The 24514-nt window shown below is 47.7% G+C and carries 20 protein-coding genes, 1 tRNA gene and 2 rRNA genes; 1 reads left to right on the top strand and 22 read right to left on the bottom strand.

Translation table 11 applies throughout. From position 1 onward, the window contains the following. Positions 1 to 38: 38 nt before the first annotated feature. From V1498_RS00440 to spoIIE, 17 genes are all read right to left on the bottom strand, one after another. Positions 39 to 2988: ribosomal RNA gene (locus tag V1498_RS00440) — 23S ribosomal RNA — on the bottom strand. Between the two features lie 341 nt (positions 2989 to 3329). Beyond that, positions 3330 to 4880: ribosomal RNA gene (locus tag V1498_RS00435) — 16S ribosomal RNA — on the bottom strand. Together the 16S and 23S rRNA genes form the textbook arrangement of a ribosomal RNA operon. Before the next feature lie 417 nt (positions 4881 to 5297). After that, a complete protein-coding gene (gene lysS / locus V1498_RS00430; RefSeq protein ID WP_409299075.1) occupies positions 5298 to 6782 on the bottom strand; it encodes a lysine--tRNA ligase in 1485 nt (494 codons plus the stop codon). 164 nt (positions 6783 to 6946) lie between these two features. Further along, on the bottom strand, positions 6947 to 7930 hold the full coding sequence (gene dusB, locus V1498_RS00425) for a tRNA dihydrouridine synthase DusB (protein ID WP_409296436.1): 984 nt from the start codon (positions 7928 to 7930) through the stop codon (positions 6947 to 6949). 38 nt (positions 7931 to 7968) lie between these two features. Continuing rightward, positions 7969 to 8175 carry a helix-turn-helix domain-containing protein gene (locus tag V1498_RS00420; RefSeq protein ID WP_409296435.1) on the bottom strand — a complete coding sequence of 69 codons (207 nt, stop codon included), beginning with the start codon at positions 8173 to 8175 and terminating at the stop codon, positions 7969 to 7971. Beyond that, positions 8127 to 8654 carry a 2-amino-4-hydroxy-6-hydroxymethyldihydropteridine diphosphokinase gene (gene folK / locus V1498_RS00415; RefSeq protein ID WP_409296434.1) on the bottom strand — a complete coding sequence of 176 codons (528 nt, stop codon included), beginning with the start codon at positions 8652 to 8654 and terminating at the stop codon, positions 8127 to 8129. Before folK ends, V1498_RS00420 begins: the two co-directional genes overlap by 49 nt. Further along, complete coding sequence (gene folB, locus V1498_RS00410; protein ID WP_409296433.1) at positions 8651 to 9016, bottom strand: dihydroneopterin aldolase; 366 nt, start codon at positions 9014 to 9016, stop codon at positions 8651 to 8653. The genes folK and folB overlap by 4 nt, the downstream gene beginning before the upstream one ends. After that, on the bottom strand, positions 9009 to 9842 hold the full coding sequence (gene folP / locus V1498_RS00405; RefSeq protein ID WP_409296432.1) for a dihydropteroate synthase: 834 nt from the start codon (positions 9840 to 9842) through the stop codon (positions 9009 to 9011). The genes folB and folP overlap by 8 nt, the downstream gene beginning before the upstream one ends. A gap of 130 nt (positions 9843 to 9972) precedes the next feature. Further along, a complete protein-coding gene (gene cysK / locus V1498_RS00400) occupies positions 9973 to 10899 on the bottom strand; it encodes a cysteine synthase A (protein WP_409296431.1) in 927 nt (308 codons plus the stop codon). A 292-nt stretch (positions 10900 to 11191) separates the two neighbouring features. Beyond that, positions 11192 to 12070: an Hsp33 family molecular chaperone HslO gene (hslO, locus tag V1498_RS00395; protein WP_409296430.1), complete on the bottom strand. Its 879-nt coding sequence runs from the start codon at positions 12068 to 12070 to the stop codon at positions 11192 to 11194. Positions 12071 to 12104: 34 nt separating this feature from the next. Continuing rightward, a complete protein-coding gene (locus tag V1498_RS00390) occupies positions 12105 to 12869 on the bottom strand; it encodes a type III pantothenate kinase (RefSeq protein ID WP_409296429.1) in 765 nt (254 codons plus the stop codon). Between the two features lie 376 nt (positions 12870 to 13245). Beyond that, positions 13246 to 15276 (bottom strand): ATP-dependent zinc metalloprotease FtsH, encoded by a 2031-nt coding sequence (ftsH, locus tag V1498_RS00385; protein WP_409296428.1) that lies wholly within the window; start codon positions 15274 to 15276, stop codon positions 13246 to 13248. A 117-nt stretch (positions 15277 to 15393) separates the two neighbouring features. After that, the gene (gene hpt, locus V1498_RS00380; protein ID WP_409299073.1) at positions 15394 to 15939 is read right to left on the bottom strand and encodes a hypoxanthine phosphoribosyltransferase; all 546 of its coding nucleotides are present in this window, start codon (positions 15937 to 15939) and stop codon (positions 15394 to 15396) included. 31 nt (positions 15940 to 15970) lie between these two features. After that, complete coding sequence (gene tilS, locus V1498_RS00375; protein ID WP_409296427.1) at positions 15971 to 17365, bottom strand: tRNA lysidine(34) synthetase TilS; 1395 nt, start codon at positions 17363 to 17365, stop codon at positions 15971 to 15973. Between the two features lie 105 nt (positions 17366 to 17470). Then, positions 17471 to 18436 (bottom strand): protein kinase domain-containing protein, encoded by a 966-nt coding sequence (locus V1498_RS00370; RefSeq protein WP_409296426.1) that lies wholly within the window; start codon positions 18434 to 18436, stop codon positions 17471 to 17473. Continuing rightward, on the bottom strand, positions 18402 to 19139 hold the full coding sequence (locus V1498_RS00365; RefSeq protein ID WP_409296425.1) for a VWA domain-containing protein: 738 nt from the start codon (positions 19137 to 19139) through the stop codon (positions 18402 to 18404). Before V1498_RS00365 ends, V1498_RS00370 begins: the two co-directional genes overlap by 35 nt. 87 nt (positions 19140 to 19226) lie before the next feature. Beyond that, a complete protein-coding gene (spoIIE, locus tag V1498_RS00360) occupies positions 19227 to 21704 on the bottom strand; it encodes a stage II sporulation protein E (protein ID WP_409296424.1) in 2478 nt (825 codons plus the stop codon). 301 nt (positions 21705 to 22005) lie between these two features. On the opposite strand from spoIIE, the gene V1498_RS00355 reads away from it, so the two are divergent. Then, positions 22006 to 22079: transfer RNA gene (locus tag V1498_RS00355), tRNA-Met, on the top strand. A gap of 222 nt (positions 22080 to 22301) precedes the next feature. Here the strand turns inward: V1498_RS00355 and V1498_RS00350 are convergent. The 5 genes from V1498_RS00350 to V1498_RS00330 all read right to left on the bottom strand — a co-directional run bounded on the left by V1498_RS00350 (position 22302) and on the right by V1498_RS00330 (position 24496). Next, positions 22302 to 22760 carry a S1 domain-containing RNA-binding protein gene (locus V1498_RS00350; protein WP_409296423.1) on the bottom strand — a complete coding sequence of 153 codons (459 nt, stop codon included), beginning with the start codon at positions 22758 to 22760 and terminating at the stop codon, positions 22302 to 22304. Between the two features lie 73 nt (positions 22761 to 22833). After that, positions 22834 to 23226 (bottom strand): FtsB family cell division protein, encoded by a 393-nt coding sequence (locus V1498_RS00345; protein ID WP_409296422.1) that lies wholly within the window; start codon positions 23224 to 23226, stop codon positions 22834 to 22836. 18 nt (positions 23227 to 23244) lie between these two features. Beyond that, complete coding sequence (gene yabQ, locus V1498_RS00340; protein ID WP_409296421.1) at positions 23245 to 23868, bottom strand: spore cortex biosynthesis protein YabQ; 624 nt, start codon at positions 23866 to 23868, stop codon at positions 23245 to 23247. Beyond that, the gene (gene yabP, locus V1498_RS00335) at positions 23865 to 24173 is read right to left on the bottom strand and encodes a sporulation protein YabP (RefSeq protein ID WP_409296420.1); all 309 of its coding nucleotides are present in this window, start codon (positions 24171 to 24173) and stop codon (positions 23865 to 23867) included. The genes yabQ and yabP overlap by 4 nt, the downstream gene beginning before the upstream one ends. 62 nt (positions 24174 to 24235) lie before the next feature. Further along, a complete protein-coding gene (locus V1498_RS00330; protein ID WP_409299071.1) occupies positions 24236 to 24496 on the bottom strand; it encodes an RNA-binding S4 domain-containing protein in 261 nt (86 codons plus the stop codon). Positions 24497 to 24514: the final 18 nt, after the last annotated feature.

Raw genomic sequence — 24514 nt, 5'->3', positions numbered from 1 at the left:
AGGCTGATTCGCATTACGTTTTTCGAGTATAAACAAGATAGGTTAAGTCCTCGATCGATTAGTATCTGTCAGCTCCACGTGTCGCCACGCTTCCACCTCAGACCTATCTACCTGATCATCTTTCAGGGATCTTACTAGCTTGACGCTATGGGAAATCTCATCTTGAGGGGGGCTTCATGCTTAGATGCTTTCAGCACTTATCCCGTCCGCACATAGCTACCCAGCGATGCCTTTGGCAAGACAACTGGTACACCAGCGGTGCGTCCATCCCGGTCCTCTCGTACTAAGGACAGCTCCTCTCAAATTTCCTGCGCCCACGACGGATAGGGACCGAACTGTCTCACGACGTTCTGAACCCAGCTCGCGTACCGCTTTAATGGGCGAACAGCCCAACCCTTGGGACCGACTACAGCCCCAGGATGCGATGAGCCGACATCGAGGTGCCAAACCTCCCCGTCGATGTGGACTCTTGGGGGAGATAAGCCTGTTATCCCCGGGGTAGCTTTTATCCGTTGAGCGATGGCCCTTCCATGCGGAACCACCGGATCACTAAGCCCGACTTTCGTCCCTGCTCGACTTGTAGGTCTCGCAGTCAAGCTCCCTTGTGCCTTTACACTCTGCGAATGATTTCCAACCATTCTGAGGGAACCTTTGGGCGCCTCCGTTACTCTTTAGGAGGCGACCGCCCCAGTCAAACTGCCCGCCTGACACTGTCTCCCGCCCCGATAAGGGGCGCGGGTTAGAATTTCAATACAGCCAGGGTAGTATCCCACCGATGCCTCCACCGAAGCTGGCGCTCCGGCTTCAAAGGCTCCTACCTATCCTGTACAAGCTGTACCAAAATTCAATATCAGGCTGCAGTAAAGCTCCACGGGGTCTTTCCGTCCTGTCGCGGGTAACCTGCATCTTCACAGGTAGTATAATTTCACCGAGTCTCTCGTTGAGACAGTGCCCAGATCGTTACGCCTTTCGTGCGGGTCGGAACTTACCCGACAAGGAATTTCGCTACCTTAGGACCGTTATAGTTACGGCCGCCGTTTACTGGGGCTTCGGTTCAAAGCTTCGCTTACGCTAACCTCTCCCCTTAACCTTCCAGCACCGGGCAGGCGTCAGCCCCTATACTTCGCCTTGCGGCTTCGCAGAGACCTGTGTTTTTGCTAAACAGTCGCCTGGGCCTATTCACTGCGGCTCATCCGGGCTATTCACCCAGATGAGCACCCCTTCTCCCGAAGTTACGGGGTCATTTTGCCGAGTTCCTTAACGAGAGTTCTCTCGCACACCTTAGGATTCTCTCCTCGCCTACCTGTGTCGGTTTGCGGTACGGGCACCCTTCATCTCGCTAGAGGCTTTTCTTGGCAGTGTGGAATCAGGAACTTCGGTACTAAATTTCCCTCGCCATCACAGCTCAGCTTATGTGAAAACGGGATTTGCCTCGTTTTCAGCCTAACTGCTTGGACGCGCTAATCCAACAGCGCGCTTACCCTATCCTACTGCGTCCCCCCATCGCTCAAACGATGAATAGGTGGTACAGGAATATCAACCTGTTGTCCATCGCCTACGCCTTTCGGCCTCGGCTTAGGTCCCGACTAACCCTGAGCGGACGAGCCTTCCTCAGGAAACCTTAGGCATTCGGTGGAAGGGATTCTCACCCTTCTTTCGCTACTCATACCGGCATTCTCACTTCTAAGCGCTCCACCAGTCCTTCCGGTCTGGCTTCTCAGCCCTTAGAACGCTCTCCTACCGCGGACACCCTAGGTGTCCACCCACAGCTTCGGTGATACGTTTAGCCCCGGTACATTTTCGGCGCAGAGTCACTCGACCAGTGAGCTATTACGCACTCTTTAAATGGTGGCTGCTTCTAAGCCAACATCCTGGTTGTCTAAGCAACTCCACATCCTTTTCCACTTAACGTATACTTTGGGACCTTAGCTGGTGGTCTGGGCTGTTTCCCTTTTGACTACGGATCTTATCACTCGCAGTCTGACTCCCAAGGAAAAGTCATTGGCATTCGGAGTTTGACTGAATTCGGTAACCCGAGATGGGCCCCTAGTCCAATCAGTGCTCTACCTCCAAGACTCTTAACACTTGAGGCTAGCCCTAAAGCTATTTCGGAGAGAACCAGCTATCTCCAGGTTCGATTGGAATTTCTCCGCTACCCACACCTCATCCCCGCACTTTTCAACGTGCGTGGGTTCGGGCCTCCATTCAGTGTTACCTGAACTTCACCCTGGACATGGGTAGATCACCTGGTTTCGGGTCTACGACCTCATACTCATTCGCCCTATTCAGACTCGCTTTCGCTGCGGCTCCGTCTCATCAACTTAACCTTGCATGAAATCGTAACTCGCCGGTTCATTCTACAAAAGGCACGCCATCACCCGTTTCCCTAAAAGGGACATAGGGCTCTGACTACTTGTAGGCACACGGTTTCAGGATCTCTTTCACTCCCCTTCCGGGGTGCTTTTCACCTTTCCCTCACGGTACTGGTTCACTATCGGTCACTAGGTAGTATTTAGCCTTGGGAGATGGTCCTCCCTGCTTCCGACGGGATTTCACGTGTCCCGCCGTACTCAGGATCCACTCTGGAGGGAACGAAGTTTCGACTACAGGGTTGTTACCTTCTTCGACGGACCTTTCCATGTCTCTTCGTCTACCCCGTTCCTTTGTAACTCCGTATAGAGTGTCCTACAACCCCGAAAGGCAAGCCTTTCGGTTTGGGCTACATTCCGTTTCGCTCGCCGCTACTTGGGAAATCGCATTTGCTTTCTGTTCCTCCGGGTACTTAGATGTTTCAGTTCCCCGGGTCTGCCTCCATCACCCTATGAATTCAGGTGAAGGTACTGTTCCATTACGAACAGTGGGTTTCCCCATTCGGAAATCTCCGGATCAAAGCTTACTTACAGCTCCCCGAAGCATATCGGTGTTAGTCCCGTCCTTCATCGGCTCCTAGTGCCAAGGCATTCACCGTGCGCCCTTTCTAACTTAACCAATTCGGCTGATGTTCTTTCCCTAAGCCCGAAGGGCTGTCAGGTCTTGAATCATCGACCTATAATAAAACAATAAAACTTAACTCGGTTTATTACTCGATGCGGTAAAATGACGCAAATCATTTTTGCCTTATATTGTTATCTAGTTTTCAAAGAACGATGAAAATAAATGATAAACGTCGCTCTTCTTCGTCAGCTTCACTCATTCACATCCTCATGTACGTGAAGTACACTCCGGTGTTCATTCGTTCGCTTCCTCGAATAGCTCGTTTCTGATTTATTTTCAGGTTTTGAAGGAATGCTCCCTCAAAACTGAACGAAACAAGATCGCTTTTTCCTTAGAAAGGAGGTGATCCAGCCGCACCTTCCGATACGGCTACCTTGTTACGACTTCACCCCAATCATCTGTCCCACCTTAGGCGGCTGGCTCCATAAAGGTTACCCCACCGACTTCGGGTGTTACAAACTCTCGTGGTGTGACGGGCGGTGTGTACAAGGCCCGGGAACGTATTCACCGCGGCATGCTGATCCGCGATTACTAGCGATTCCGGCTTCATGCAGGCGAGTTGCAGCCTGCAATCCGAACTGAGAATGGCTTTATGGGATTCGCTCGGCCTCGCGGCTTTGCTGCCCTTTGTACCATCCATTGTAGCACGTGTGTAGCCCAGGTCATAAGGGGCATGATGATTTGACGTCATCCCCACCTTCCTCCGGTTTGTCACCGGCAGTCACCTTAGAGTGCCCAACTTAATGCTGGCAACTAAGATCAAGGGTTGCGCTCGTTGCGGGACTTAACCCAACATCTCACGACACGAGCTGACGACAACCATGCACCACCTGTCACTCTGTCCCCCGAAGGGGAACGTCCTATCTCTAGGAGTGGCAGAGGATGTCAAGACCTGGTAAGGTTCTTCGCGTTGCTTCGAATTAAACCACATGCTCCACCGCTTGTGCGGGCCCCCGTCAATTCCTTTGAGTTTCAGCCTTGCGGCCGTACTCCCCAGGCGGAGTGCTTAATGCGTTAGCTGCAGCACTAAAGGGCGGAAACCCTCTAACACTTAGCACTCATCGTTTACGGCGTGGACTACCAGGGTATCTAATCCTGTTCGCTCCCCACGCTTTCGCGCCTCAGCGTCAGTTACAGACCAGAGAGTCGCCTTCGCCACTGGTGTTCCTCCACATCTCTACGCATTTCACCGCTACACGTGGAATTCCACTCTCCTCTTCTGCACTCAAGTCTCCCAGTTTCCAATGACCCTCCACGGTTGAGCCGTGGGCTTTCACATCAGACTTAAAAGACCGCCTGCGCGCGCTTTACGCCCAATAAATCCGGACAACGCTTGCCACCTACGTATTACCGCGGCTGCTGGCACGTAGTTAGCCGTGGCTTTCTGGCCAGGTACCGTCAAGGTGCCATCAGTTACTATGGCACTTGTTCTTCCCTGACAACAGAGTTTTACGATCCGAAAACCTTCTTCACTCACGCGGCGTTGCTCCGTCAGACTTTCGTCCATTGCGGAAGATTCCCTACTGCTGCCTCCCGTAGGAGTCTGGGCCGTGTCTCAGTCCCAGTGTGGCCGATCACCCTCTCAGGTCGGCTACGCATCGTGGCCTTGGTGAGCCGTTACCCCACCAACTAGCTAATGCGCCGCGGGCCCATCCTTGAGTGACAGCCGAAACCGTCTTTCCTCTTTCCCTCATGTGAGGGAAAGACCTATCCGGTATTAGCTCCGGTTTCCCGAAGTTATCCCGATCTCAAGGGCAGGTTGCCCACGTGTTACTCACCCGTCCGCCGCTGACTTCAGGGAGCAAGCTCCCATCCGTCCGCTCGACTTGCATGTATTAGGCACGCCGCCAGCGTTCGTCCTGAGCCAGGATCAAACTCTCCGAAAAGTGTTCGATATAGCTCATAAAGTTTAAAACTTGTTTTGTTTACTTCTTATAAATAAGAAGTAACTGGCGTCTTGTTTCGTTCAGTTTTCAAAGAGCAGTTTCTTTTTTTTATTAAGCGGCTGTTTTTGACAGCTTATTAATATTATCACCGATTCAATAATTCGTCACTAACTTTTTTAAAGTTATTTTTCAAATCATTTTTTCAGCGGCCGTGTTTTAACGACAGATATAAATATAACACCATATCATAAACTCGGCAATAGCTTTTTCGTAAGTTTTTACTGAATAGAAGAAGTACATAAATTCAAAAAATTCAATGATGTTAACTAGTGAATTTCCGCCTCATTACTTAAAGGATGTTTTATCACGATAATAAAAACAAAAGGCACTCTCCTTCAGAAGGAGAGTGCCTCATAATTAACGGTGTCTCATCAATGGGAAGAGCAGAACATCCCTGATCGATGGCGAATTTGTCAACAGCATGACCAGGCGGTCGATACCGATGCCCAGGCCTCCAGTCGGCGGCATGCCGTATTCGAGGGCCTCGATGAAGTCTTCATCCATTTCATGCGCCTCATCATTCCCTTGCTCGCGCTCTTTGAGCTGGGCTTCAAATCGCTGGCGCTGGTCTATTGGATCATTAAGCTCTGTGAATGCATTCGCATGCTCACGGCCTACGATAAATAGTTCGAAACGGTCTGTGAACCTAGGATCTTCTTCATTTTTCTTTGCTAGCGGCGATATTTCTACCGGATGTCCAAATATGAAGGTAGGCTGAATCAGCTTGTCTTCTACTTTTTGCTCAAAGAATTCATTGACTACATGTCCGAATTCCATCGTATCTTTAACTTCTACACCGTGTTCCTTCGCAAGCTCTCTTGCCTGCTCACCGCTCATATTCTCCCAGAAATCCACTCCTGTATGCTCCTTGATCGCATCAACCATATGAAGTCTTGTCCATTCCGGCTTTAGATCTACTTCATAATCGCCATATTGAACTGTTGTGCTTCCCAGGACTTCTTCGGCAATGTGGGCTATCAGGTTTTCAGTCAGGCTCATAATATCACGATAGTCGGCATACGCCTCATACAGCTCGATCATTGTGAATTCTGGATTATGCCGGGTGGATACACCCTCATTTCTGAATACTCTTCCGATTTCATATACCCTTTCTAAACCGCCTACTATCAAACGCTTCAGATGAAGTTCGATGGCTATACGCATATAAAGGGTCATATCCAGTGTATTATGATGGGTGATGAATGGACGGGCAGATGCTCCGCCGGCAATCGAGTGCATCATAGGCGTTTCTACTTCAAGATAGCCATGGCTGTCCAGGTATCTTCTCATGGATTGAATGATACGGCTGCGCAGAATGAAAGTCTTTTTACTGTCAGGGTTTGTTAAGAGATCTACATACCGCTTCCTGTATCGTTCCTCCACATCCTTAAGTCCGTGGAATTTATCCGGCAGCGGGCGAAGAGCCTTGGTTAAAAAGGTAAGTTCGTTTGCTTTTATGGAAAGTTCCCCGACCTTTGTCTTGAAGACAGTGCCTGTAATCCCGATCAGGTCCCCAAGGTCTACAGAGTTGAACATTTCATACTGTTCTTCACCCACTGCATCCTGCCGCACATAGATTTGTATCTGGCCGGTCAGATCCTGGATATGGGCGAAGCCGGCTTTACCTTTACCGCGTTTAGTCATAATACGGCCGGCGATTGTAACATTGATTTCTTTCTCATCCAGCTCTTCTTTCGAAAGGTCTTCGTAAGACGCTGTGATTTCATCCGAAAGGTGGGTGCGCTCAAAGCGTTTTCCGAATGGATCGATTCCACCTTCAGCCATGCTTTGCATTTTTTCCCGCCTGACCATCAGCTGGTCATTTAATTCTTCACTCACTATGATCAACTCCATATCTCATTTAATGGGCTTTTATAAATACGAATACCATTTATTTTACACAAAGTAATCTGTTTATGTAAGGCACTTTACAATACAAAAACTGCCAGATAGATCTGGCAGTCTGTATTAATGGGTATTATAGGAAAATAAGCAGAGCTTGTCAATCAGGCAGGCTTGACGGATGCTTCCTCTGCCAGGCTGTATAATAATGTAACGAGCTGTTCTCTGGTTTCGCATTCATTGATAAAATTACGCACTCTTGCATGCCCTTTGATGCCTTTTAAATACCAGGCAGCATGCTTTCTCATTTCCCGGACAGCGATATATTCACTTTTAAGATTGATAAGGCGGTCCAGGTGGAGCACACATACATCGATCTTCTCTTTGACTGACGGCTCGCCTGCCAATTCACCAGTTTGAAGATAGTTTACTGTCTGATAAATCATCCAGGGGTTACCGAGCGCCGCCCGGCCGATCATTACGCCATCGGCTCCTGTTTCCTTCAGCATGCGTTCTGCATCAAGGGGAGTCTCTACATCTCCGTTACCGATAACAGGAATGCCGACCGACTGCTTCACTTCACGGATGATATTCCAGTCCGCTTGTCCTTCATACATCTGAACGCGTGTTCTTCCGTGCAGGGAAACGGCACTTCCGCCTGCCCGCTCTACAGCCTGGGCATTTCGGACAGCATAGATATGCTCTGCATCCCAGCCCATCCTCATTTTTACAGTTACGGGCTTGTCTACAGCGTCCACTACCGACGAGACCATTTCATAAATTTTGTCCGGATCCAGAAGCCACTTGGCACCAGCGTCACACTTTGTGATTTTCGGAACCGGGCAGCCCATATTAATATCGATAATATCGGCATTCGTATTCTTATCTACAAAGCTGGCCGCTTCTACAAGAGTATCCTTTTCCCCTCCGAAAATCTGGAGGGACAGCGGCTTTTCACGCTCATCGATATAAAGCATATTCATCGTTCTTTCATTTTTTAGGACAATGCCCTTGTCACTGATCATTTCCGCGCAGACAAGCCCGGCGCCAAACTCTTTGACTGTAAGGCGGAAGGCGGAATTACAGATACCGGCCATTGGTGCAAGAACTACCTGGTTCTTCATCTTTATATTGCCGATTTTTAACACGGTGGTCCTCCTTTTGAATCATATATATAAGATGCCCGCTATTCAGGCGGCCGCAATTCTTCTAATGAGATGTTCAGCATTTCGCAAATGGTTCCGAGCATGGTTTCTGAAGGCATGCGGTTCCCTCTCTCCACTTCTCCCAGGAGGGAAACAGAAACTCCTATCTTCCTTGCGAACTCTTCTTGCGTAAAGCCCTTCAGCTTTCGAAAGGCGCGAATACGTCTGCCCCACTTTTCTGCTTCCATAATCGAACTCCCTCTTTATCAGGAATAACCTCGAGGAAGTCTGCCAAAAGCGTCCGGCTGACAGGATCCTCAAGTGATGGATTTAACTCCAATAACGGAACAAGGACGAATGCTCTTTCATGCATTCTCGGATGCGGTACTGCAAGACTCTCTGTTTCAATATTTTCGTGATTATACAGCAAAATGTCAAGGTCTATTGTCCTTGGACCCCACCTTATTTCCCTTTTTCTCCCAAGTTCCCGCTCGATGGATTGACACTTTTCAAGCAATTCTTCCGGACTTAGGGAAGTTTTTACCTCTACAGCTATATTTAAAAAACAATCCTGTCCTGTATACCCGACAGGATCTGTTTCATAAATAGAGGAAACTTTAATTACCCTGACAGACGGATCTTTTGCAAGCGACCTTACAGCGGAAGCGAGGTGTCCAATCCGGTCCCCTATATTAGAACCAAGGGATAGATAGGCTGTATGGTTCATGATTCACGGCCCCTCTTAATTTCAATTGCAACAAAGTCATACCGCCCCGGGATGGGAGGATCAGGTTTTATTACTTTTACTGTACAGCTCTGAATCCTGTCAAAGCCACTGAGAACCGCTTCTGATATCTTTTCCGCCACTGCTTCTATCAGCTTATACGATTCGCCCTCCACTATGCTTTTCGTTACATTAAAGAGGTCGGCATAGCTGACAGAATCGTGGAGATCGTCACTTTTTCCCGCACTCCTTAAATCTGCTTCCACTGTCAGATCAACTCTAAACCTCTGCCCGAGGCGGGTTTCTTCCGGGAATACGCCATGATAACCATAGAACTCCATTCCCTGCACAATTATTTTATCCATCCAATTCCCCTTTCCCCATCATGACATCCATCATCCGGGCCATCCGGGCAATCCCTTTTACATCATGGACCCGGACCATCTGGCATCCCTGCTGGATTCCGTAACATATGGTAGCCCCGGTGCCTTCCATTCTTTCCTCGGGAGGGAGATCAAGAATCTGACCGATAAACCCCTTGCGCGATGTGCCAAGCAGGACCGGATAGCCAAGTGAAGTAAGTGTATCCAGGTTACGCATCATTTCAAGATTCAAATCAAAATCCTTGGCAAACCCGATGCCCGGGTCGAGTATGATATTTCGGTCCGCCACTCCCGCCTGCTTCATCTTATTTATCGAGTCAAATAAATCACTTAATACATCCCTGATAAAATGGCTGTATGTCCGGTCGGTCCGATTATGCATCAGCACGATAGGCACACCTGTTTCAGCCGCCAGGGGCGCCATCTTTTCATCTGCCCTTCCGCCCCATATATCATTGATAATATGGGCACCTGCTTTAACTGCTTCTTTAGCGACTTCTGACTTATAGGTATCTATGGAAATGGGGATCTCCAGGGATCTGGAAACTGCTTCAATGACAGGAATGACTCTTTCCATCTCTTCTTCATCTGAAATCCGTTCATGACCGGGGCGTGTTGATTCTCCACCGATATCAAGTATGTCCGCACCATCCGCAATCAGCTGTTTTGCATGCCGAAGTGCAGAATCTATGTTTCTGTATCTTCCTCCATCCGAGAAGGAATCTGGCGTTACATTCACGATACCCATAATGATGGTTTTGCGGCCGTAATCAAGTGTATAGGGACCGCATTCAATGATTTGTTCCATAAGTACCTCCAGGCTGATAAAATGCGCATTATACGGCTCTTCTCATTTATATTACTATATATTTTGCCAATAAAAAACTCGGCCGGAAGCCGAGCTTTTTCGATCTTATATAGTGGCAGGGGTGTTATTCTTATTCCTGCTCAAATTGATAAAGAGGGGTGCTTAGGTATCTTTCGCCATTGCTTGGGATGATCGCCAGTACCTTTTTGCCTTTACCAAGCTTCTTAGCCACTTCAATCGCGGCATAAATGGCTGCTCCGGACGAGATGCCGCCAAGAATTCCTTCCTCCCTGGCCGCGCGGCGCGCATATTCGAAGGCATCGTCTGTCTTAACCTGGATGATTTCATCATAGATATCCGTATTCAGGATGTCGGGAATAAAGCCGGCGCCGATTCCCTGGATTTTATGCGGGCCGGGCTTGCCGCCGGAAAGAACAGGAGAATCAGAAGGTTCTACAGCGACGATTTTGATGCCAGGGAAGTTCTCCCTAAGCACTTCACCGGCACCTGTGATCGTACCGCCTGTTCCAATTCCGGAGATGAAGGCATCCAGCTGATCCAGCTGAGATACAATTTCTTTGCCCGTAGTGTTGCGGTGTACTTCTGGATTGGCCTCATTTTTGAACTGCTGAGGAACAAAGTAGCCGTTTTCCTTTGCCAATTCCTCAGCTTTTCGGATGGCTCCATTCATACCTTCAGGCCCTGGTGTCAGCACCAGCTCAGCCCCATATGCACGAAGAAGATTCCGTCGCTCCATGCTCATAGTTTCCGGCATAACCAGAATAGCGCGGTATCCTTTGGCTGCAGCTATCATAGCAAGACCAATTCCTGTGTTTCCGCTTGTTGGTTCAATGATGGTATCACCCTGCTTAAGCTTGCCGCTCTCTTCAGCTGCTTCAATCATAGCCAGCGCAATCCGGTCTTTCACACTGCTTCCCGGATTCATATATTCTAATTTTAAATAAACATCTGCAATATTATCCTCTACAATGCGGTTCAATTTCACGATCGGCGTCTGGCCGACCAAATCTGCTACTGAATTTGCAACACGTGTCATTTTATCCACCTCTTAATCCCAAGTATTTTTATTGGTTTTATTTAAAAATGTTACATCCAATTCGCCGAATTGTCAAACATTTCAACCTTCCATATAGGTCTTTTTACAGATGGAGATTGAACAGGATGGTATTCAAAAAAGGCGCTGCCCCGTCCATGGTAGCCATGACATAGCGCGCCTTTATTATTATTGTCTCAATGCAGCCAGGAGAGCATTTGTCCCTGCCTGCCGTACAGGTCATTTTCCTTCCAGCCTATCGATAACTCAATTGTATGCCATTAGAATTCGAATATTATTTCGCTTCTGCTTTCAATTCTTCCAGCTCTTCTATGTCGAAATGGTAAACTTCATTACAGAAATGGCATTGTGCTTCTGCTTTGCCGTCTTCCTCTATAATGGCCCCGATTTCGTCGGAGCCCAGGCTGATCAGTGCATTGGCGATTCTTTCCTTTGAACACTGGCATTTAAATTGGACAGGAAGGGTTTCAAGGAATTTAACATTGCCTTTTCCCATCAGCTCTTCAAGAACCTCTTCAGGGCTAAGGCCCTGCTGGATCAGTTTGGAGATAGGAGGGATCGTCTTCAGCCTTTGCTCCAGTTGTTCAATGGTTTCCTCGTCAGCACCCGGGAGGAGCTGGAGTATGAATCCTCCTGCAGAAAGGATGGAGTTATCAGGGTTCACAAGGACGCCTACCCCCACAGAAGAAGGTACCTGCTCAGATGAAGCGAAATAATAGGTGAAATCATCGCCCAGTTCACCGGAAACGATGGGCACCTGTCCTGTGAAGTGGTCTCTGAGCCCAATGTCCTTCACGACCGTCAAGGTACCTTCCGTGCCGACAGCCTGTCTTACATCCAGCTTGCCATGCTCATTGAGATCAAAGTGAACCTGCGGATGCGTCACATAGCCGCGGACTTCTCCTCTGGCATTGCTGTCAACGAGAATTGCCCCGATTGGGCCTCCTCCTTCAACCTTGACTGTGAGCTTTTCATCACCTTTCAGCATAGCGCCCATCATAACGCCTGCTGTCATAGTTCTGCCAAGCGCAGCCGAAGCTGTCGGCCAGGTCCCATGGCGTCTTTGCCCTTCTCCCACTGTCTCTGTGGTGGCAGCGGCGTAAGCCCTGACCTGCCCGTTAAAACCCAAAGCTTTTACTATATAATCTGACATTCAATAAAACCGCCTTTACGTTTAATTGGCATACCTATATATTGCGTTTATAAATCAGCTGTAATCCTTTAAGTGTCAGGAAAGGATCCACGACATCGATTAAAGGTGATTCTTTTGATATAAGTTTTGCGAGGCCGCCTGTAGCGATTACCTTAGGCTGTGTCTGGCTTTGGTCCTTCATACGTTTAACAATTCCCTCAACCTGGCCTACATAACCAAAAAGAATGCCCGCCTGCATGGCTGAAACTGTATTTTTGCCTATGATATCATCCGGCCGGGCAATTTCAATCCTCGGCAGTTTCGCGGCTTTCGAGTATAAGGCTTCTGTGGAAATACCGATTCCCGGAGCAATGGCACCGCCCATATATTGTTTCTGTTCATTGATATAGCAATACGTCGTAGCCGTCCCAAAATCAACGATGATCAGCGGGCTGCCGTATTCGTGTATGCCGGCGACTGCATTAACAATGCGGTCTGCCCCGACTTCCTTGGGATTATCATATTTTATATTGAGACCCGTTTTAATTCCCGGCCCGACAATTAGAGGCTTTATTTCAAAATACTTCAGGCACATGCCTTCAAGTGAAAACATAATGGGAGGAACCACCGATGAAATGATAATTCCGTCAAAATCCTTAAAAGTCAAACCAACATGCTGAAGAAGGCCTTTGATCACCATGCCAAATTCATCTTCCGTTTTATGGCGGTTCGTTTCAATCCTCCAGTGATGCTTAAGCTTTTCTCCTTCATATACACCGAGAACAATATTTGTGTTCCCAACATCCAGTACAAAAATCATGTCATTCACCACTTTAGATAATATATAAGAATAGCTGCCTTCCTGGGCAGGTACGTACAAATCAATGACGACAATAACACTTTTTATCCTTCCACATCATATCATAATTACTCAATTCAGGGATAGGATTGCGACCTGCCGAACGATCCAGATTCGCATAAAACAAACATGAGTTTTCTACTGGCAGCCCATGCATGAAAGGAACCTGGACAAGAGCAGAAACAAACACAAAAAGGCGGTGGAGCGGAGTAAGGTGCAGGTAGGAATGCCAGCAAGATAAGTGATGTTCACACCTGGCTGCAGGAAGCCTTATGATACATGCAGCTTTCGCCCCTTTTCACAGAAAAAGGCATCCATACGGATGCCTTTTTACTTATTACAGATCAGATTTGCGGCTTTCATCATTCACTGGAGGAAACTTATCCTTCGGATTGTCCGTAGGATGCCCTTCCTGCAGCTGAGGATTAGGTATTGTCTTCGGGTTGGTTGTGCCTGAAGAAATCTTATCCTCTGTGCGCTCATCTTCTGATTTTGTATGGATGTTCACTTTGACATCTTTATCAAGACCGGCTGTCTTGTTAGGAAGTGTGCCATGGTCGATCAGATGCTTAATTTGATCTGCATCCAGGGTTTCCACCTCAAGAAGAGTGGTGGCGATGATTTCAAGCTTATCCCGGTTTTCTGTCAGGATGGTTCTCGCACGCTCATAGCTTTCCTTGATGAAGGTCTGGATTTCGGTATCAATCTCATAAGCAATCTTATCAGAGTAATTCTGTTCATTGTGAATGTCGCGTCCCAGGAACACCTGGCCTCCCTGAGCCTGGCCAAACTGCAGCGGGCCCAGTTTGTCACTCATTCCGAATTCTGTAACCATCCGGCGGGCGATGCCTGTAGCGCGCTGGAAGTCATTGTGTGCCCCGGTGCTCACTTCGCCGAAGGTGATTTCTTCAGCTACCCGGCCGCCGAGAAGACCTACAATCTTATCGAGCAGTTCAGGCTTGGTCATGAAGTAACGGTCTTCCTTAGGAAGCATGACTGCATATCCACCAGCCTGGCCGCGCGGAACTATCGTTACCTTGTGGACCATTTCTGCTTCATCAAGAACGGTGCCGATAACGGTATGGCCTGCTTCGTGGTAAGCCACGATGCGCCTTTCCTTCTCTGAAATCACCCGGCTTTTCTTGGCAGGACCGGCAATGACACGGTCAGTTGCCTCGTCTATGTCAGACATATCGACTTTTTTCTTATTCCGTCTTGCAGCAACAAGTGCAGCCTCGTTCAAAAGATTCTCGAGATCCGCGCCTGAGAAGCCCGGCGTCCTCGTGGCTATAGCCTTAAGGTTCACTGACTCATCAAGTGGCTTATTGCGGGCATGGACCTGGAGCACAGCCTCACGTCCCTTAACATCCGGACGGTCGACAGTAATCTGTCTGTCAAAGCGACCCGGACGCAGGAGGGCAGGATCCAGAATGTCCGGCCTGTTGGTTGCCGCAATGATGATGATTCCTTCATTGGCACCGAAGCCATCCATTTCTACAAGCAGCTGGTTAAGCGTCTGTTCGCGCTCATCATGTCCGCCGCCAAGACCGGCGCCACGCTGGCGTCCGACAGCATCAATCTCATCAATGAAGATGATACATGGTGCATTCTTTTTGGCGTTTTCGAACAGGTCACGTACACGTGAGGCACCGACACCCACGAACATTTCAACGAAATCGGAACCGCTGATGGAGAAGAAAGGAACTCCCGCTTCCCCTGCGGCTGCCCTTGCAAGAAGGGTCTTACCCGTTCCCGGAGGCCCCACCAGGAGGACACCCTTAGGAATCCGGGCGCCAAGCTCCGCAAATTTCCTAGGATCCTTCAGGAACTCAACGACCTCGACAAGCTCCTGCTTTTCTTCATCCGCACCAGCAACATCTTTAAAACGGACCTTTTTCTTATCGTCGTTATAAAGCTTCGCCTTGCTTTTCCCGAAGTTCATGACACGGCTTCCGCCGCCCTGAGCCTGGTTGAGCAGGAAGAAGAACAGTATGAAGATGATGACGAAAGGAATGATGGAAGTAAAGAATGTTACCCAGCCGCTTGTTTCCTTCGCAGGAAGCGTCTCTAGCTTCACATCTTTCTCGTCGACCGCCTTATTGATGCGGTCCAGGGTATTGTTATTGTTCGTCACATAGGTGATGAACCCGTCCTTTTTGCCCTTTTCAAGCGTTCCCTTTACTTCATAGACAAGGCGCTCGGGCTGCAGGGTTATCGATTTTACTTCACCTTTTTCCAGGCGTTCAAAAAACGCATCCTGGGATATATTATCGGTTGGCTCATTATGGTTGTTGAAGATGCTTACAACCCCAATAATCACCAAAAATATCAGTAGATAGAATATTGTATTACGGAAGATCCGATTCATCCCTAACCTCCTCCCACACTAAAAAACTAAATAGAATAGTATCATACAAAATCAAGGATTTACAATATATTGCTCTTCCTTCACAAATATGACAATTTTGCCTGAAAACAAAGTGCTTTATTCTTGATTCTGGTAAACTTCCGGCTTAAGGATTCCGATGTATGGAAGGTTTCTATACTTTTCAGCATAATCAAGGCCATATCCTACAACAAAGGCATCCGGAACGATGAACCCTGCATAATCCGCCTTGATATCTGCCTTCCTGCCTGACGGCTTATCAAGCAGTGTCACAATTTTGATGGTCTTGGCCTTGCGGTAGCGGAACAGCTCTACAAGGTAGCTCAGCGTAAGGCCTGAATCAATGATATCCTCGATGATGACAATATCCCGTCCCTCGACTGAGGTATCCAGGTCCTTGATTATTTTGACTTCTCCTGAAGAGACAGTGGAATTGCCGTAGCTCGACACATCCATGAAATCCATTTCAAGATAAGCATCCACTCTTTTTAAAAGATCGGACATGAAAGGCATGGCTCCTTTAAGGACACCAATCGCAAGCGGGAATTTATCTTTGTAATCCTCGCTCAGGCGTACCGCAAGCTCCCTTGTTTTTGCCTGGATTTCCTCTTCAGTGATCAAGATGTTTTCAATATCGTTTTTCATGCTCATTTTTCTGTTTTGCCCCCTAGAAGAACTAGACTTTGATATATTCGAGATATATGTATGAGTGCTCATTATCACAGTATTCTGCTTCCCAGCTGGATTTTCTTATTCCCGGCACCCAGAGAATCTCCCCTGACGCATCTGTTACGATCGGCCAGGAATCCCGGCTTTCGGCAGGCGTCTTTTCATTGATGAATAGATCCTTGATCTTTTTTGAACCGCCTTTAAGGCCCTTTAGAAGCATCCTGTCGCCATTCAATCTGGTTCTGGCATGGAGCGGAAGCAGGCTGCCGCCTTTACGAATCAAGAATGTACTATTGCTCCGGCTCTCAGGAAGTCTGTCCACGAACTGCGCTTCAATACAATATCCATTGGGCAGCTGTGTCACGCCAGGCACCTTGAGCTTTACGGAATAAGGCTTAGGTTGTGCCTGAAGGAAGGAAAACATACAGAGATCATATGATTTTTTCACCAATAAATTGTTAGGAAAATGTAGTTCTGCAGAGGGATCAGGGTTAAGAAGCAGCTCCTTGACCTGGGTGATGTGTTTAGCAGATAATGATTCAGGATTCTCACCATAAAGATAGTTTAATATTAGTTGAATGCCTCGTCTTTGTAAAGAATTTGGCATTGCTGCCAGGGCTTGAATGCGGATGGCTGAATGCATCCTGTCCTTCTTCACCCAGACACTCTCCATCCTTGTTCTGGCAAGATCCAAAAGCAGCTCCTCATCCTCTCTTGTTTCTTCGCTGAAACGTTGAAAATGTTCATGTGCTTTTATGTTTTCCCTTTTTAGGAAGGGCAAAACACTTATCCGGAAGCGATTTCTGCTGTAGCTGCCTTTTTCATTGCTTGGGTCCATCCTGGGATTCAGTCCATGCCTCCTGCAGTAGTCGAGGATCTCCTCCTTATCAGCAGCGAGAAACGGCCTGATGATTTCCCCTTCATGAAACCTGCGCTTAACGGCAATGCCAGCCCTTGCAAATCCGCTTGCCCCCCTGGTCAGTCTCATCAGGATCGTCTCGATCTGATCATCGCCATGATGGCCGAGTGCCAGCTTCCTGATGCCGTATTTGTCCATTACTTCCCTGTAAAACTGATAACGGAGGACTCTTGCGGCATTCTGCGGACTGAGTCCGGTTTCTTCCCTATACGCATTTACGTCCATGCTTTTCCCTTCAAATGCAATATCCAGCGCACGGCAGGCATCTTTTACAAACAGAAGGTCTTCATAGGATTCCCGCCCCCTGAACATGTGATCCACATGGGCGGTGTACAGCTGAATCCCGTAATCCCCGCGAAGGTTTGCAAGAAAATGGAGCAAAGCCAATGAATCCGGCCCGCCTGAAACTCCTGCCAGCAGCTTTTCTCCCGGCTCCAGCAGTTTGTGCGTCTTAATATAATGAAGGATTCTTCTCTCTAACATTCGTAACATCCTTACTTCTTTGCCTGTACAGACGACAGGCTATTTTGTTTATACGTCTATGAGTGTGAAAGGTTTCATTTTTTGAAAAGATTTTTCCCCTGAGGTTCACATTATCTTCGTGTAAATATAAACAATATATATAAAAGTAATCAAAACCACAAGGACAAAGGATTCCATAATCCCGCCTTTTTTCTTCGCCGGAGTTCCCTTTTTCCTGCTGACCATGGTCCTGCCTGACCGGGGCCCCGCCGCCTTCATTTCGGAACGGGGCTGGGCGGCATCCAGCAGTTCCTGTCTCATCTCAGCCGCTGAATGATATTTTCCGAGGAGTGCTTTGTCCAGGATGCGTTCATAGCCTTTAAGCTCCGGGACGTTCCCGATTGCCGCTGAAAGCTGGGCATAGCCATCTCCTTTTCTGTTGAACCGCTTTGGATAATGGGAATTAATGAATATCATCGCCACCGCAAACAGGTCATATGAAGGCTCAGCCCTCCTTGACCCGAGGCCCCAGTACCCGCGGTCAAAGAATTCCGTGAACTCTTTGATGGACCTGCCGATCAGGGTGGTCCCTCCTACATCGACACAGCGTACCTGGCAGGATGGCATGCTTACGATTAAATTCTCTGGTTTTAAGTCTCCAAAGACCCAGCCTGAATTATGAAGCTGGGAAAGGTTTTTTAAAAGCTGCAGGGCCAGTATAGGAGCCCAGTATGTTCCCTTATATTTCAGGAAATCCAGATATGTATCGCCTTTTATATATTCCATCACATAAAAAGGGAGTGTCTTCCCGGCCCTTACCCAGTCATCGGCACTCAACAAAGAAGGCCCTAGGGCTGCACCCTGGACCTTGGTAAACGATTTAAGGATGTTCATCTCCGAGCTGATGGACATGCTATTGTCACTCACCTTAAGGGCGACTTCCTGCCCCTCGCGGCCGGCCAGATAGACAATGCCATTGGCACCATAGCCCAGCTCTCTGATGATTGTATATTCTTCCTTATACCACTTGCCTTTGATGATGGTTCCGGGCGGCGCCTTACACTGATTCCTCAAAGAATCGTTCATCATCATTTGATAACAGACTCCTTAATGAGCGTTTTTTCTTGAAATAGGACAGTGCTTCCCTTAGCGCCGGTCCTGTTGGTGTCATGCCGCCAGTCGAAAGCTTGGGAAAGATTTTGGTGAGGGACTCAAGCCTCGGTGTCCATTCAAGCAGTCTTTCCGCCTCTGACTTTTTCCCGGGAAATACAAAGACAGAAAACTTATTATCTCCCATTCTTGCATTCAGGCTCAAAGACAAATCCAGGAGGGCCTCTTTTACTGTGGGCAGCTTGTGCTTCATGCTTGCACTGGTATCTACAAGAACCAGCACCTCGAGACCCGCAGTTTCCCCAAGCTCGTCCACCACTTCAATCACCTCGCCCCTTTTTTCCGGCGGAAGGTCTTCAATGGACTTAGAGCGCCCGAGAATCTGCTGAAGCTCCTTGTTCACAACACCCTGGATTGTCTGGGTCATCGCTTTTCTCGTAACCATCTGGACGGTCTGGGAAAGCTGTGAGCTGTAGACCACCTGGCTGACGCCGCCGCCTGCCTGGGCAATGGCTTCTATTTCCTGCATTCCTTTTTCATCAATAACATCCTGTTCTACCACGCCGATTACATTGACCACAATGCCCTGCTCCCTCGCCAGAGCAGCCATTGAAGAAGGATCTTCCCCATGATTTGAGCAGCCGTCTGTCAGGAGGAGAATTTGTCTTAAAGTACCTGGATTCATAAGAACACTCCCTCTCGCTTTATTTAGTTCCATCTTCGACTAAATAAGAGAGATGTATACCTGTCAAAAAGGAAAGGGGCGAGTATCTTACTGCGCTTTCTTCCTGCCGGAGAATACCGGAATCGCAGCCCACTTAGGCGTGTTATGATTCACCTTCGCTGTAACAATCGTGATATCGTCATCAATGCTTCCCTTTCGGCGGATGACCTCCTCCAGGATTAAATCCGCAATTTCTTGAGGATCCTCTGTCTGCATTTCTTTTAGCTTCCGCTTCATCCAGAACTCAAAGTTTTCAAAGTGTGACGGTCCGTCGAAGATTCCATCGCTCATCATGATGACGAGATCGCCTGCCTTCAGCTGTTCGCTCACTACCTCAACATCAAATTCCGTGAACATGCCCATCGGCAGATTGTCTGATTCGACTTTGATCACTTTATCGCCACGCTTTATAAAGCTTGGTATTGAACATATTTTCAAAAATCTGGCTTTTGCATCATGCAAATCAATCATGGCGAGGTCGAGGGTTGAAAATATTTCATCTGTGGTTCTTAGAGAGAGGACGGAATTCACCGATTTGATGGCAATTTTTTCTTCAATGCCGGAGAGAAGGATCTTTTGCAGCAGCTGCAGGGTTTCACTGCTTTCATGATGTGCCCTCTCCCCATTGCCCATGCCATCGCTTATGGCTATCGCATACTTTCCAAAGCCGATATCCATGGTAGTATAGCTGTCGCCTGAAACAAGTCCGCCTCCCTTCGCTGCATGGGCTACCCCTGTTTCCACAGTAAATTTCTTGGCAGACCGGAACGTGACATGACAGGTTCCCCCCGGGAAGGAGGCGCAGTCCTCTGAATGCACAACGATGGACTCTCCCAGTATGTCCGTCAGCATCGGAGCGATCAGCTTCTCGCACTCCCCTCTTCCATGGCAGTAAGGTGTGCTTATGTCAATATCTACATTTCCCTGCTCGAGGCTGTATATCTCAATCCCGTTAATCGGGAGCCCGAAGTTCCGGACCTCCTCGAGTATCTGCTCCTCCTGCAGATGGTGATTTTTCCTTTCCCTTCGAATTTCCTTCGCAAAGTCCTCCATCACTTCCGAAACACCTTTCAGCTGGTCGGCAACCAGCTTCCGGCTTTCCTGAATCTGTTTTTTCAGTTTATCGCTTGCCTGGGAAGCAGAGAGTTCCTGGGCAATGGCATCAATCACCTTTTCAGAGCGGGTGCAATTCTTTTTCCACTCTCTCTCAAGCTTCGGGCTGACCTGCCCTCCCCCAGCCTCCAGGCTATACATAATCTCCCCCATGCTTTCATAGGTATAATTAAAGTTCCTGGTCCAGCAGTGTTCCTTACGATGACAGGTCTGACAGGTCTTTTCAGTAACATTGCTTAATAAATAGTCAACCCTCTTTTCCTCGTCTCTGTCTTCTTCGATCGGCCCGTCCACATGCGAGAAACTATTGGACAAGGCCTCAAACACATTGGAAAACTGTGACACTCTCTTTGCCGTAACATCCCTGACCTTTCTCATATATAATTGCTGTTCATTGCTATATTCAGCCGTGCCTGGTATATGCTTCGCAATCTTCAAAATCAATTCGGAAGGCGTCAGCATGACAAGTGTGATCGCAGCAAGCGTTTCATACAGGGTGAGAGCTAAGTTTGTGACCCCTTCTCCATACAATCCAATTAAAAGGGTTGCCACCCCAAGCCCGAGGGATGCTCCGATTTTTTTGCCATCCTTTAAAAGGCCTCCAAGGAGTCCCGAGAAAGCGAGAAGGCTCATCTGATACAGGCTCGAAACATTGGCAAGGCTGAAAATGAGGCCGGTGACCACCCCGACGGTTGAACCGATTGCCGCACCGCCTGAGAGGGCAAATAGGAGCACAAGATAGCGGGAGAGGATATGTTCCATTGAGAGTCCGTAAATGGTCCAGCCGATTGTCCCGGTCATAACCGAGGCCAGCAGGATAATAATGCTTATTACTTCTTCCGTCTTAAAGGAATGTGCTTTCCTCCTTATTGAAATTAGAGGTATTGATTGGGCGAAGATCAGAGAAAGGATGGCGGCCAGGCCGGCTTCGACCCCGATCATCAAACCGTCATAAAGCTTGAAGCTGCCGCCCAGGATAAGCTGCTCTGCTGCCCTTACAGCTGAAAGTGATAGAAAGACATAGAGCGCTATCGCCTGAAACCGCCCGGCGGCCTGCGGCTCTTTTATCTTATACAGGAGCATCATGAGAAAGGCTGCGGCAAATACTACTACCCCATTAGAAATATGGATGGTTACCGCTCCGGCAATCAGCCCGGCTAAAGCAAACGGCGCCCTGTCCCTCCTCATCATATAGACCGCTGCGAAAAAGGGGATGCTGAATGGGGACAGCTGGGAAAGGATCAGTGCCCTTCCAAGCAGAAAGCCGATCAGCCCGAGGAGCAGGCCCCGCTTGAATATCACTTCCTCCAATTTGGCGTGCAGATCCTGGAACCAGTTAACCGCGCCCACTTTGGCGTCTTTTATATTCAGCTCCGTGACTGTATCTGCCAGACTCCGTTCTACCTTTTCCATTCCCAACACTCCCTGTTTTTGATATGTTTTGATTATAAATGGGACAGCCCTTGTTTTTTGTCAAAATCAAGAAAGTGTTTGAGAGAAACGTTCGACTGTTTTCTCTTAAAATAATCATATCTTTACAGGAACTCCTTCCTGTTATATAAAAAACAGCCGGCGGCAGAACAAAAAGGAAAGAATCATTGCGGTATTTCGGTCAGAAAAAGTGTAATTTCTAAAAATTCCGTTTGTTTTAAAATTCATTGACAAACTTCTGCATTCTGGTTAAGATAGATTTTGTGCTTCGGCATATTATTTTGGCGGCGTAGCTCAGCTGGCTAGAGCGTACGGTTCATACCCGTGAGGTCGGGGGTTCGATCCCCTCTGCCGCTATCGCAAAAAACAGCATGGATCCTAATCCATGCTGTTTTTTTTGTGGAAAAGGGGCGGAGCTGCATGTTTCAGGAGGCTTCCTGCATGTGCACATTCATTGATCTTCCTGGTATACCTGTTTTATGCTTTTGTATGCAAAAAAAGAAGCTGCAGGGACTGCCAGCTTCTTTATTTATATGAAAGTCTCATCGGAAATTTCTTTACTCTAGGTTCAGCAGCAAGTTATCCGCGTCTTCCGCCTCTTCCGCCACGCTTGGTTTCAGTACTTCGTTTAAGAGTAGCCAGACGGTCTTCACTATCCTTCAAAAACTTAGCCATCTTTGTCTCAAAATTCTCCTTGGGACGGAAGCTGTCTCTAGGTCCGCGATTATTATCCCGGCCCCTGCTGTCATTGCTCCGGCCCTGTCTTGGGCGTGGAGTATATGCCGGGGCTGCACTTTCTGGACGATCGATTGCCTTTTTGATGGACAGGCCGATCTTGCCGTCTTTCTCAACATTGATGACCTTTACTTCAACTGTATCCCCAACTTTTAAATGGTCGTTGATATCTTTTACGTAGTTGTCCGCCACTTCACTGATATGGACTAGTCCAGTTGAGCCTTCCGGCAGCTCCACAAATGCCCCGAAATTTGTAATCCCTGTTACTTTTCCTTGTAGCTTGCTGCCTACTTCGATTGACATAAAAAAAATGTTCCTCCTTAGAATTTAAAAAATCATCTTTACTCTATATTATAGCTAAAGAAAAAAAACAGTGTCAATAAGAGTCACTGTCTTCTTTCTTTTTTGGTAAATTAAAAATAATTTCACCTTTGTCAGAAAGGAAATAATCCCGCCTTGCCAGCTTAGCTATATATTCATCGTCATTCAGCTTTACAATTTCATCCTTAAGGTCCTTCTCCCTTTTTTCAAGACGTGAGAGATCGCCCTTAAGCTTTGTTCTTTGCTCTTTTTTCTGTTCCAGGACAGCCGCTTGAGATACAAGAGTGGATATGAGCAGACAAGACAGTACGGCGGCAATCACTCCAAAGGCAGTAAGCCTGCGGATAAGCCCCCGCTTTCTTCTTTCTACGGTTTGGATCTGTTTTTCTTGCTGCGTCACATAATCAGTATCTATCTTGGAAACATTCCGTTTATTAGAATCACTCATCTCTCTCACTCCCCTCATTTATTTTTTAGTTCTTTTGACCCGGTCCAGCACAGATCTTCCGATAGCCCGAAAAATGCGGCGCCCTTTTCGAAGGAACTCCAATATCCTTGATTTGACAGCCTTCGGCATGAATCCGCCCAATTTTCGCGCAATCCAGAAAAAGGGTATTAGTAGTCCCTTTATAATAGATAATAAAGGTTTTAGAAGGAATTTGGCAAGGGAAAAAAGTCCCTTTGCCAAAGTTAACAAAATTGCGGCGGCGGTCAGCAGGATCCAGCTGATTGGTTTAAAGACAATTAGAAGGACCAGGTTAACTAAAAATTGGAACAGTTTCCTTACGATGGAAACAACGGCCCTCAGCACTCTCAAATAGCTTTTCTTAAAGAGGGCCTGATAGGCAGCAAAGCCGCATAGCAGGGCCAAAAAGAGATAAAACCTCAGATCTCCCTCATTTACAAGGAATAGAACATAGAATATGATCAGGCCCTGGGCAACCCAAAAAAGGAAATCGTTGATGAACACCACCCAGCTCTTTCTCTTTGAGCGCTTTAGGAAAAGGTTGTACGTATCAAGTGCTGCACCGAAGTAACAGCCCATGCCGATAATGGAGAGAAGAGTATAAAACTGAGTAGTCAGGGTCATTTGAACAGCTTGCCAAAGAACCCTTTAGCTTTATCCCCGCTTTGCTCGTCCAGATACACCAGGTCAAAGACCTTCCCTTTGATGGAAACAATCCCTTTATCCACATCCAGGTTTTTCATCTGAAGGTTCTGCCCCCTGACAGATAAAAAACCCATGGATGTTTCCAGGAGAAATTCCTCGTTATCAAAGCTTTCCACCTGCTTCACCCCTGTGATTTCAAGGAGCCTCCTCCCTTTCATCATCACATCATGATCTGGCATCGAGGACTTATTATTAGTACCATTTGATTCATAAAACTGGCTCATTTAACATCCCTCACAATAGCTTTTGTAAAAATCTATGTGAGAGAGGAGGAATATAGAACAAGCTAATCAGCCAGCCGCTCCTCGCTGACAATGGAATACATGTCTGCAGCATCTTCCTTCCTTGTATTCTCCTGGAGTTTTTCGATCTTTACTTTTACCAGCTTTTGGCCAAATCGGACTTCCATTTCGTCGCCAACCTTCACATTGGAGCTTGCTTTTGCCGTGATGCCGTTGATCGTGATTCTTCCCTGGTCAGCGACTTCCTTAGCCATCGTACGCCTTTTGATCAGCCTTGACACCTTTAGAAACTTATCGAGCCTCATCGTCATCCCTATTCCCTC

The sequence above is a fragment of the Paraperibacillus marinus genome (genome assembly GCF_046237605.1).
Taxonomy (GTDB): domain Bacteria; phylum Bacillota; class Bacilli; order Bacillales; family DSM-1321; genus Paraperibacillus; species Paraperibacillus marinus.
This window is presented reverse-complemented; position numbering and strand designations above follow the sequence as displayed.